The sequence below is a fragment of the Plantibacter cousiniae (nom. nud.) genome, assembly GCF_977070315.1.
This window is the reverse complement of the sequence record NZ_CDRVEU010000010.1, coordinates 156,247-167,213: the sequence shown is the minus strand read 5'-3', so window position 1 is coordinate 167,213 and position 10,967 is coordinate 156,247. Positions and strand designations below refer to the sequence as shown.

Annotated in this window: 8 protein-coding genes; 2 read left to right on the top strand and 6 right to left on the bottom strand. The window is 60.8% G+C overall.

The window, feature by feature from the left end; all coding sequences use genetic code 11:
• Positions 1-11: 11 nt before the first annotated feature.
• The 4 genes from ACW55A_RS19340 to ACW55A_RS19325 all read right to left on the bottom strand — a co-directional run bounded on the left by ACW55A_RS19340 (position 12) and on the right by ACW55A_RS19325 (position 7,295).
• Positions 12-1,721, bottom strand: a complete 1,710-nt coding sequence (locus tag ACW55A_RS19340; protein ID WP_498811136.1) for a ShlB/FhaC/HecB family hemolysin secretion/activation protein — start codon at positions 1,719-1,721, stop codon at positions 12-14.
• A 615-nt stretch (positions 1,722-2,336) separates the two neighbouring features.
• Entirely contained in the window at positions 2,337-3,578 is a 1,242-nt protein-coding gene (locus ACW55A_RS19335) for a M20/M25/M40 family metallo-hydrolase (RefSeq protein ID WP_498811135.1), read from the bottom strand.
• Between the two features lie 73 nt (positions 3,579-3,651).
• On the bottom strand, positions 3,652-6,705 hold the full coding sequence (locus ACW55A_RS19330) for an efflux RND transporter permease subunit (protein WP_498811134.1): 3,054 nt from the start codon (positions 6,703-6,705) through the stop codon (positions 3,652-3,654).
• On the bottom strand, positions 6,702-7,295 hold the full coding sequence (locus ACW55A_RS19325) for an efflux RND transporter periplasmic adaptor subunit (protein WP_498811243.1): 594 nt from the start codon (positions 7,293-7,295) through the stop codon (positions 6,702-6,704). Before ACW55A_RS19325 ends, ACW55A_RS19330 begins: the two co-directional genes overlap by 4 nt.
• 31 nt (positions 7,296-7,326) lie before the next feature.
• Between ACW55A_RS19325 and ACW55A_RS19320 the strand changes: the two genes are divergently transcribed.
• On the top strand, positions 7,327-7,791 hold the full coding sequence (locus tag ACW55A_RS19320) for a hypothetical protein (RefSeq protein WP_498811133.1): 465 nt from the start codon (positions 7,327-7,329) through the stop codon (positions 7,789-7,791).
• A gap of 46 nt (positions 7,792-7,837) precedes the next feature.
• Here the strand turns inward: ACW55A_RS19320 and ACW55A_RS19315 are convergent, their stop codons facing one another.
• The gene (locus tag ACW55A_RS19315) at positions 7,838-8,686 is read right to left on the bottom strand and encodes a MipA/OmpV family protein (protein ID WP_096128251.1); all 849 of its coding nucleotides are present in this window, start codon (positions 8,684-8,686) and stop codon (positions 7,838-7,840) included.
• Between the two features lie 19 nt (positions 8,687-8,705).
• Positions 8,706-10,178: an efflux transporter outer membrane subunit gene (locus tag ACW55A_RS19310; protein WP_455808671.1), complete on the bottom strand. Its 1,473-nt coding sequence runs from the start codon at positions 10,176-10,178 to the stop codon at positions 8,706-8,708.
• 98 nt (positions 10,179-10,276) lie between these two features.
• On the opposite strand from ACW55A_RS19310, the gene ACW55A_RS19305 reads away from it, so the two are divergent.
• Entirely contained in the window at positions 10,277-10,966 is a 690-nt protein-coding gene (locus ACW55A_RS19305; RefSeq protein ID WP_455808670.1) for a response regulator, read from the top strand.
• Position 10,967: the final 1 nt, after the last annotated feature.

Below are 10,967 nucleotides of genomic sequence, written 5' to 3'. Positions count from 1 at the left end.
ATACGGTGTGGTTAGAGGAAAAAGTCCATACGGAAATAGATCGGCGCTTCGCGCTCGATCACATCGGGACGTTCCAGGGAATGAGCGAACGTCACTGAGGCAGCAACGTGCTGGCCACGCGTAAACAGCTCGAACGAGTTACTGGACAAGCGCCCATGCTGACTGCCGTTGTAACGATCGTTGCGGATAACACCCTGGTCGTAACCGGCAGCCGCGCCATACTCGGCGAACACCGGGCGCAGCCAGTCCAGGGCGACCGGGCGAGTCAGGCGCAACTCGTTACGCCAATAACCACCGCTGTCGCCAGACAGAAACTCATCCTTGTAACCGCGCACCGATGCTGATCCGCCCAGGCTGGTGCGTTGCGAGCTGAACAGCACATCCTCACTGCGCTGCCCGGTGGCCAGGCTGGTGAAGCTCAGGTTTTCGCCCCACAGTTGAAAGGGGTGCAGGTAGCTGAGGGTGCCGGTGTATTTGCGATAACGTGCATCAGCCTCACCCGGGCGAGGATCGTGGTTGCCCTGCGCGTCCAGTGCACCGATGCCTTGCTGCATGCCCAGATCGATGTTGACGAACGCCGAGCCAACCCGCCGCCCATGGTTGATACCGAACTGCGCCTCGGTGATGCGATTGCTGCTGACCGCCAGCTTGCTGTCTTCGACATAATTGTTGGTGCGCAGGTAGGACAGACCGGCATTGAGCGAGGTCTTGCTCAGCGCGTCGCGATACACGACCCGCTCGGCCTTGAACTGGTGGTTCTGGCTATCGCCGTCCTGCTTGAAGTTGACGTTCGAGGCCTGCGCCACCGAACGATATTCACTGGTGTTGTACAGGTAGCTGAACGTCCACCAGCCCCACGGCAGGCTGTAGGCAAGCGAGGCGTTGCGGGAGGCTTTCTGCCGATCGCTGATCGCATCGTGGCCGCCGCGCAGGCTGAACTGGTCGGCCAGCCCCAACGGATTATCCCACTCAAGGCCAGCGTTCCATTGCTGCTCGCCGGTGCTGCGCTGACCTTCGTTGGTACGCGACAGGTTGGCCCGCCATGGTTTTTGCGGAGTGTTCTTGACCACTACGTCACTGCCGCCGACGACTTGGCCGGGGGTCAGTTCCATCTGCGCCTGATTGGATGGCAGGCGATTGAGCTGATCGACCATCTGCTCGATTTCGCGCAGGTTGACCATCTGGCCTTCTTTACCGGGAAACGTCATGGCCAGCTCACGCGCCGACAGGCCGCTGGCGGCATCGCCACGCAGATGCTCCAGCTTGCCTTCGATGACCAACACTTGCAGGTCGCCTGTCGACAGGTCCTGTTGCGGCAGGTAGGCGCGAGTCGTCACCAGGCCTTTTTCGAGGTAGTGATCGGTGATGACTTTCAGAAGCTCATTGAGCTGCGCAACACCAAGGCACTTGCCAATATAGGGCTTGGTCAACGCATCGCGCTCGGCGGCCGACAGCGAGTCGGCGCCCTTGAGCTCGATACGATTGATGGTGAAACAACGTGCATCGGCCGGAGAACTCGGGGCAGCGGGTGCGGCTTGTTTGCCCGGCAGGTCCTTGAGTTCTTCAAGACGGCGGCGCTGCTCTTCGAGCAGGCGATCCTGACGGTCACGAATAAGATCCTGGTCACCTGGCAAACTGGCGGGAGCAGTGGCTGCAAGCGATGTAGCTGGCGCGATGGCGAGCAGTAGCAGCAAAGCCAGTTTTAGGGCATGAGGATACACGGCGCGTCCTTGCGGTAGCATATTGATATCAAAAAGGTGGGCAATACTAGAACGCCATCATAGCGGCGTCAAATATTTGTATCGACCTTGTATCCGATTTGTTGAACTTTTTTTAAAGCTTATTTTTACAACACTGACCTTTAGCCAGCGCTCAAGGGTCATGTGCTTAATATTGATAGGGGACAGCGTATCTTTTCGACATAGTATTAAGGTCATAATTAAATATATGCAGAAATGCTGATCGGCTAGCACGCGAAAACCGGATCGTGTCAAGGCCGCAGATACACTAGTAAAATGACTATGGTCTAAGGAAACAGGCGCAAGCATGCGGACCTTTCAGGGCTCTGGATCGGCGCCGACGGTCCTTTTTTGCATGGACGGGGTGTAAAACAGAGGCAGCAGGTTTCGATCAAACCCTGTGGTGTGGCGCATGAGCAAAACGGGGATGAGCAATAACAACTAGTTGTCGGCCAACACTCGACAATGAACCGCTATGCCAGAATCAGTGCCGTCTCCCGCTGTATGCAGTATCGCGAGGTGTGCAGCCCTGCATTTGTTTAAAAGCGAGTCATCGACTCTACAGCCTCCCGCGCCACGCACGGGAGGCCTATCGAATCACTGTTGCCCGGACAACTTCATGATCATTCGCGACAGCAAGTAGATCCGCGGCGCCACGCTGCCCACTTCGGCATACTCTTCGGGCGTATGGATATTGCCGCCGACAATCCCGAAGCCATCCAGCGTTGGTGTACCCACGCTGGCAGACAGGCTTGAATCTGCCGCCCCGCCGCTGCCCTCGATGGTCAGGGTGCGACCCAGTTCGCCGTAGATGCCTTGCGCCATCGCGACCAATGCATCGGACTGCGCGGTCTGCGGCATCGGTGGCAGGCCACGGACCAAGCTGGTCTTGACCTCGGTATCGGGCACCAGCTTGTTGGCCGACACCCTGGCCAGGTCCTGCTCGACGCGGTCGAACTCTTCCGGTACGGCAGCGCGCACATCGGCCTTGGCGCTGGCCTGATCGGGAATCACGTTGGTGCGATCCCCCGCCTTGAGCACGGTGAAGTTGATGGTGGTTTTCTTCTCCTCGTCACCCAGCTTGCCGAGTTGCAGGATCTGATGGGCAACTTCGGTCGCGGCGTTACGTCCCAGCTCAGGCGCAACGCCTGCATGCGAGGCCTTGCCCTTGACTTCGACCAGCGCGGTTGGCGAGCCTTTGCGCCACACCACCAGACCGTCGGCCGGACGCCCCGGCTCCAGGTTGAGCGTCACGTCATGCTCCTTCGCGGTTTTCTTGATCAGCTCGGTAGCAACGCCTGAGCCGGTCTCCTCACTGGCGTCGAGCAACACCGTGATTTGCGCGTAGTCGGTGAATTTCAGGTTGTGCAGCACCTTCAGTGCATAGATAGCCGCAACGATGCCGCCCTTGTCATCCATCACCCCTGGGCCATAGGCACGCCCGTCCTTGATGTGAAACGGACGCTCGGCCGCGGAGCCTTCCTTGAACACGGTGTCCATGTGCGCCATCAGCAGAATCTTCGCCTTGCCGGTGCCTTTCAGGGTGGCGATGACGTGGTTGCTGGCTTCTGGCGTATTTGGAACGAGCTCGATGGTGGCACCGAGCTTTTTCAGTTCTTCGATCGCGATGTCGCTGACCTTGGTCAGGCCCGGTACATACCCGGAACCCGAGTCGATGTTCACCAGACGCTCCAGCAGTTTCAAGGCGTCGTCCTTGTATTGCTCGGCATCCGCCTGGATGGCCTTGTGCTGTTCGGCCATGGCCGCCGGTGCCAGAGCTGTCAACGCAAGCGCCAGGGCGAGATGGGCGGCCAGTGGCGAACGGGTAAATGAGCGCATGTGTTTCATCCTTGTGTTCGATCATCGAGGTTTTCTCAGGACCATACCCTACACACGCACCGGCCGTCATGGCTCAGCTCGCCTTGCGCCAGCGCTCGAAGCGGTCGAACAGCAGCGCGTAGAGGATCGGAATCAGGCCCAGTGTCACCAGCGTACCCAACGCAAGGCCACCCATGATGGTGATCGCCATGCCCTCCCAGAGCGGGCCGGCAAACAGCATCAGCGGCACCAGCCCGATGATGCAGGTCAGTTTGGTCATCACGATCGGCCGCAAGCGCTTGATCGCTGCATTGACCACTGCATCACGCACCGCCAGGCCTTGCTCGCGTTCAGCCTCGATACGCTCGAGCAGCAGCACGGCGTTGTTGACGATGATGCCGGCCAGCGACAGCAGCCCGAAGGTGGCCATGAAGCCGAACGGATAGCCGGTGAGCACCAACGCCAGCGCCACGCCGATCAGCACGAAGGGCACGCTGGAGATGACGATCAGCAGCTTGCGGAACGAATTGAACTGCCAGACGAACAACAACAGCATCGCGACCAGTGCATGTGGCATGTACTGCAACAGCGCCTGATTGGCTTCGGCCGAGTCTTCAATTTCGCCACCCGGTTCGATGTGGTAACCCGCCGGCAGGCTGATTGCAGCTATCTGCGGTGCCAACTGTTCGACGATCGAGGTCGCCGTCATTGACGGATTGTGCCCCACCACCGTGATTGCGCGTTGCAGATTACGCCGCTGAATAGTCGATGCCTCGGCCCTGGGCTCGACAGTGGCAATGGCCGACAACATCACCGGCGCGCCCCCGGAAGCCGGGTAAATCAGGGTGCTGTCCAGATCATTGCCCGGTTTGCTCAGGGTGCTCTGCTCGCGCGCCACAATGGCGACAGCAGTATCGCCATCCTGCAGCGACGACACGGACAGCCCGCTGTTTCTCAGTTGCAGGGCCTGGGCGACGTCCTGAGTGGCAACACCGGCCTGCAGGGCCTTGTACGAATCGACAACAACGTCGTAACGCAGCAATCGCGTCCGCCAGTCATCGTGGACATCCAGGGTTCCGGGCAACGCCGACAACGCCTGCTCGATCTGTCGGGCAGTACCGCGCAATACTTCCTCATCAGGACCGATGACCCGGTAGACCGCAATCCCCGCCTCGGTGGTGCCCATCGAGAATCGTTTGGGCTGCGCTTCGATTTCGGGGTGCTGCGCGAGGATAAACTGCCGTGTGCGCTCGATCACCGCATCGAGGTCGGCACCTTCGCGCACGCTGACAGTGAAATACGCGATATTCGGCGCGGGCAAAGGGGGATTGAGGCCAAGCACGATCCGCGGCCCGCCACTGGCGACATAACCAATGCTGTGTTCCACATCCTGATCGCTGCTTAGCCACTGGCTGATATCACGCACCGCTCGCGACGTGTCTCGCGAGCTGCTGCCGGACTCGAGCACCAGCGGAATCTGGAACTGCATGCGGTCCGACTTCGGCAGAAAATCGTACGGCACCCGGGTCAACACCACGACCGCCAATGCCAGCAAACCCATCATGCAGGCGATGAAGAGCAGCGAGTGATTCAGCAAACGCTCGATGACCTTTCGATAGCCACGGTAGAACAGCGATGCATACTCATCGGCATGACCCGCCGACGTTTTGCCGGCCGGCACCCTGGCGAAGTAAAAGCACAACAGAGGCGTCACCGTGATGCTGAGCAGCCAGGAGCTGATCAGCGTCGTGGCGAGCACAACTGCCAGCGAACGCAGGTATTCGTTGGTACTGGTCTGCCCCAGAAAGAAGGGCGAAAACGCCAGGACGATGACCAGTGAAGAAGTCAGCAGAGGGATCATCAAGGTGCGCCCGGCCTCCTCACAGGCGCGCTGTCGATCCTCCCCCGCATGCAGGCGTCGCTCGATGTCTTCGGCGATGACAATGCCGTTGTTCACCAGCAAGCCCAGCGCCAGGATGATCGCGGCAATCGACACCGTCTGCAGCTCGATCCCCAGTGCGCGCATGACCAGCAGCGTACTGAGGATGGTCAAGGGCACAATCACCCCGACCACCAGCCCGGTGCGCCAGCCCAGAAACAGCATGACCACGCACATCACGATCACCACCGTCTCGGCCATGACGTGATACATCTTGCTCATCTCGTGCTCGACCACGCTGGACTGGAAGGTCACCACGTGCAAGGTAAAACCCGTCGGAAGTTGCTGCTCCAGCTCAGCGAGTCGCTTGCGCAAGGCATTACCGAAGGTTTGCACATTGAGGCCTGGCTGCATCGAAACGGCCAGTACCACAGCATCCTGTCCCTGATAGATCGCTTCGGTTTCCGGCGGATCGACAGGGCTCACCGATACCCTGCTCAGGTTCTGCAACGCGACCTTCTGACCACTGGGCAACTGCACCGGGAACTGCCGAAGCTGCTCCGGCGAAAGCACCTCGCCACTGATCGAAAGCGTAGTGCTCTGCTGCCCGATCACCGGGTTGCCTCCCGTCGCGATCAGGTTGCGGGCCTGCAGTTGCTGAAGCAGCTGTTGCGGAGAAAGTCCGGCGGCGGCCAGCGTCTGGTGATTGAAGTCGAGGTAAATGCGTTCATCCTGCAGCCCATACAGCTGGACCTGATCGACGCCCTTGAGCTCATAAAGCTGATTACGCAAGCGCTTGATCGGGCCGCGCATCTCGCTCATGGTGAAGCCCGGCGCGGTCAGCGCGATCGAAGCCACGGCGACGCGACCGAAATCATCATCGACAAAAGGCCCTTGGGTGCCGGGCGGAAAACCACCGCTCGTTTCACTCACCTTCGCCCGGAGCCGTTGCCACAGCAGCCCGAGATCCTTGACGTTGTCATACGCCGTAACCTGCACGATCACTCTGCCAGGCTGGACCGTGGTGAGCACGTTCTTGATCTCGGCCAGTTCACGGATACGCTCTTCGAGCGGCCTGGCGAGCAGTTCCTCGGTGCGCTCTGCGGACAGCCCTTCCAGAGACACGCTGACCAGTGCGTCGCGAACGGTCACCGAAGGTTCTTCCTGAGAAGGAAAGCTCAAAAACGTGACAACACCGGCCAGCAAAATCAGCAAGGCGGCAAACAGCGTCAGGCGGCTTGCGCCCATGGCGCGGGAGGTAAGGTTCATTGCGCGTCACCGGTCAGGCGAGTGTCTGAATGAAACAGCGTGACGGGCTGACCGTCCTGCAGAAAGGCGGTGCCGGCAGTGACCACCTGCTCACCTGCGACCAGCCCGCTGACGACCAGTGCCCGACCTTCTCTGACCATACCCAGCGTCACGGAGCGTACGGCGACTGTTCCTCCCGCCTGGTAAACGAAGACTTCAGCAAGGTGGCTGTTGGCACCCATCCTTAACGCTTGCACTGGAACCGACAGCGTCTGTGAGTCGGCAGCGGGATGCATTTGCACAAGCAGCGTGACGCCACTGGGCAGCCTGCCGGCAGGCCGCAGCACTCGGAACACGGCCGTTCTGACCAGCCCGTCATCGGCGCGGGGCGAAATGCCTTCCAAGGCGAGATCAAACCCTACCGTACCGTCTGCGCTGCTGGAGGCGCTGGCGAGGTCGCCCGGCTCAAGCGACTCGGCAAGTGCCAACGGAACAGCCGCCACCACTTGTTGCTCTGCGGCGGACTCTATATCCAGCACCACCTGTCCGGCGGGCAACAAGCTCTGCGGTTGTGCATGACGGGCCACCACGCGCCCGGCAAAGGGTGCGATCCAGTTCGCGACGGGCCAGGTCCAGCTCGGCTTGCGTGCGCATCAGCTCGGCGCTGGCTTGTTCACTGGACGACTGGGCCGACTCGACCACGCTCTGGGCGACACTGCCCGCTGCGAGCAGGTTTTGCTGACGCTGGTAGTTACGCTGGCGCTCCAGCGCCTGGGCCCGGGCCAGACGCAAAGCGGCCTGCGCCTCCTGCAGACGCAATTGCGCAGGCTGCGGATCAAGGCGGGCGAGCACCTGGCCCGGCTTGACGCTATCACCAATGTCGGCCCGCAGTTCTGTCAGGGTGCCTGCCGATTCGAAAGCCAGACTGGCGCGATCCTGCTGCCGAACGGTGCCAGTGAAGCGCAACGCAGCGCCCTCTCCTGCCCGCACCGTCTCAACCTTGACAGCCCGGACAGGCGGAACGCTGGCCGTCTGTTTATCACCGCAGCCACTGATCATCAGAGTGATCAGCACGACGCCGCAAGCGCGCGACACACACCGCCGTAGGGCCGGAAACGCATCAGGATTCAATCGCATGGCAGGCTTCAACCCTTCAGAAAGCGTAATTCAAGGCAATCAGGCCACTGCCTTCGGCATCGGTCTCGACCAGCGGACTGCCGCGGGTCTGGTCGGTGTAATGCGTTACCCCGACGCTTGCGACGGTTGACCAGTGGGCGTCGAAGGTATGCTGCCAGGCGAGCGCCGCCGAGTAGGCGTAAATGCCGCTGTCTGCGCTGAAACTGGAGAAGCCGGTGCGCTGACTCTGGATCGGGCTCACGCCGAAATAGGTCTGGTTGTAACGGCCGTCACCAGCGTGCGCATCGATGTCGAGGGTCACCGTATCGGTCTGACTGTGGTAGGCGATGCCCTCGAAACCCAACCGGTAACGATTGCCACGTTTTTCACCAGCCACCCGCAGTTCGGCCTCGGCACTGACGGAAAGCCACGGCATGAGTTGCTGGGAAACCATGAAGTCGCCAACGGTCGCGCCCTTGACGGTGCCCATCCCTCTCAGTTCGTTGGAACCAGGCCGATTCGTGCTGTTTTTCTCGGTACGACCGAAATCGTAATTGAGTGCAGCGCTGGCACCGAACCCGGAATCCGACTGCCATTGCAGCCCCAGGCCGCGCGTGGTATCGGCGAAAAAGATGCCGCGCTGGACCGTCAGCATGGGCACCACCTGACTGCGGTATTCATCGGCCCCCATGTAGCGCGGCAGCACGGCCATGCCGAGCCCGAAATTGACGTTGAACCGGTCACCCAGCATCGACTGACTTTCAGCAGTGCTGTCTTGGGCGCAGGCCTGACCTGCCAGGGTCATGGCCGCAGAGGTGATCAACACGGTCAGCAAAGGTTTAAGCAGCGCAGACCGCAGGTGAGTACGAGAGATTGCAGGGCTCATGGGGATACTCCGGTGTCATTCAGGATTGGGGTGGGGTTGTCGGTTCTGCTCCGTGCAGCACTCGAAACAGATCGATGCGGTTTTGCTGCAGAGCATCGAGGGACTTGCGAGCGGCTGCGTCGGCTTCGGCAATACGGAGAGTGGAAACCAGCAATGCAGTGCGCTCGACGGCGCCCGCATTAAGTTCAAAGGACAGGCGCCGCACTTTTTCCTGGACCAGCGCAACCCGCTCGACCTCGTTGCGGACATGGTTCAGGGCCTGCTGACGGCGGGTCAGCACAGCGGACATTTCACGGAAGGCGTTCTGCACAGCCTTTTCATACTCGGCCACCGCGATCTGCTGACGCACCTTGGCAAGGTCCAGGTTGGCCTGATTACGCCCGCCGTCGAACAGCGGCAGATTCAACTGCGGCGTAAACAGCCAGGCCCCGCTGCCGTTGCTGAACAAGGTGCGCAGGCTGTCGCTCTGCAAGCCCACGCCGGTACTGAGTTTTATGGACGGAAAGAACGCCGCACGGGCAGCACCAATGTTGGCATTGCTGGCCTTGAGGGCTTCTTCGCGCTGACGGATGTCAAAGCGTTCCAGCAGACGCTGAGACGGCAGATTCGACAGCCAGGACGGCGTCTCGACCAGCGCGGTGGTCAGCGCAGGGGTGTCTGGCGTGCTGACGGGCAATACCGTCGAATAGCCGGTGAGTAACAACAAGGCCTGCGACGCGTTGGCGTGATCGCTTGCCGCATCCTGTACCTGCTGTTGCGCGCTCAGGGTGTCGAGGCGCTGTGCCATCAGATCATCCAGCGAAAGCGCACCTTGACGCTGCTGCTCTTCGGCCGCCTTGACCAGCATCAGCCGGGCCTCGTGAACCGCCTGCGCATCCTGTTGCACGGCAGCGGCCAGACGCTCGGCCAGCCAGGCGCGGGCGACTTCCGCAATCAACGCACTGCGTGCCGCCTGCTGGCCGTAGGTGCTGGCCAGATAATCGTGCCGCGCCGCCTCTGACAGGCTGCGCACGCGCCCGAAGAAATCCAGTTCAAAGTCAGAGACGCCCACCGACGCGATGGAAATGTCCTGGCCATAACGCTCGTCGGCGGCCGCATTATCGAAGTGCTGACGATCGCGCTCGACACCTGCAGCAAGGGTCGGAAAACGATCGGCGCGGGCAATGCCGCGCATTGCCCTGGCCTCCTCCACACGCAGCACCGCCACACGAAAATCGCGATTGAACGCGAGGGCCGATTGCAGCAACCGGCGCAGTTCGCCTTTTGGCGACAACTCGTCAGCCAGCGCTTCTTCGTCGGCACTGAGCACCAGGGCGGTTGAGGTATTCGGAGCCGCGACCACAGCAGACACCTGATCGACCGGGACCGGCAACGCCGGACGCTGATAGGCCGGTATCAACGAGCAGCCCGAAAGAGTCAGGCTCGCCAGCATGGCCAGGCAACGCCAGCGGCGGTTGCGGATACGCTTGGACAGCGGTGTACTCATCGGCATAGGATCTGTCCGCGACAGTGGGCTCTGGACAGCATCCTGAACGTCGACTTTCAACAAACCGTTCGTGAATTATCAAGATTTGATCAAGAGGCGCGCTCGTGTCAGGAAAACGCATTCTTATCGTTGAAGACGACGCCGACAGTGCCAGCATTCTCGAGGCTTACCTGCGTCGTGACGGTTTCAACGTCGGGCTGGCCGAAAACGGTCAGCGCGGTATCGATATGCACCGTCAGTGGAAACCCGACCTGATTCTGCTGGACGTCATGCTGCCGCTTGTCAGTGGCACCGACGTGCTGTCGGCCGTCCGGCGCTGCAGCGACACGCCGGTGATCATGGTCACCGCCATGGGCGACGAACCGGAAAAACTCGGCGCCTTGCGCTATGGGGCCGACGATTACGTGGTCAAGCCCTACAACCCGCGAGAAGTGGTGGCCCGCGTGCATGCGGTTCTGCGGCGCTTCCAGCAGAACGGCAACAACGAGCGTCATTTGCGCTACCAGAACCTGCTGGTGGAGCTGGATGCGGTCACCGCGATCATTGAAGGTCAGGATGGCGCAGAGACCGTACTCGACCTGACACCTACCGAGTTCAAGATCCTTTCAACGCTGCTGAAAACGCCGTCCAAGGCCTTCACTCGCGAAGAACTGCTGGAAATCTGCCTTCCCGACAGCGAAGCGCTGGCCAGGGTTGTCGATGCGCATGTGCATAACCTGCGGCGCAAGCTGGAAATCCATGGCGTGGAAAACGTGCTGGTCACCGTCCGTTCGGTCGGCTATCGGTTCAGGTGAT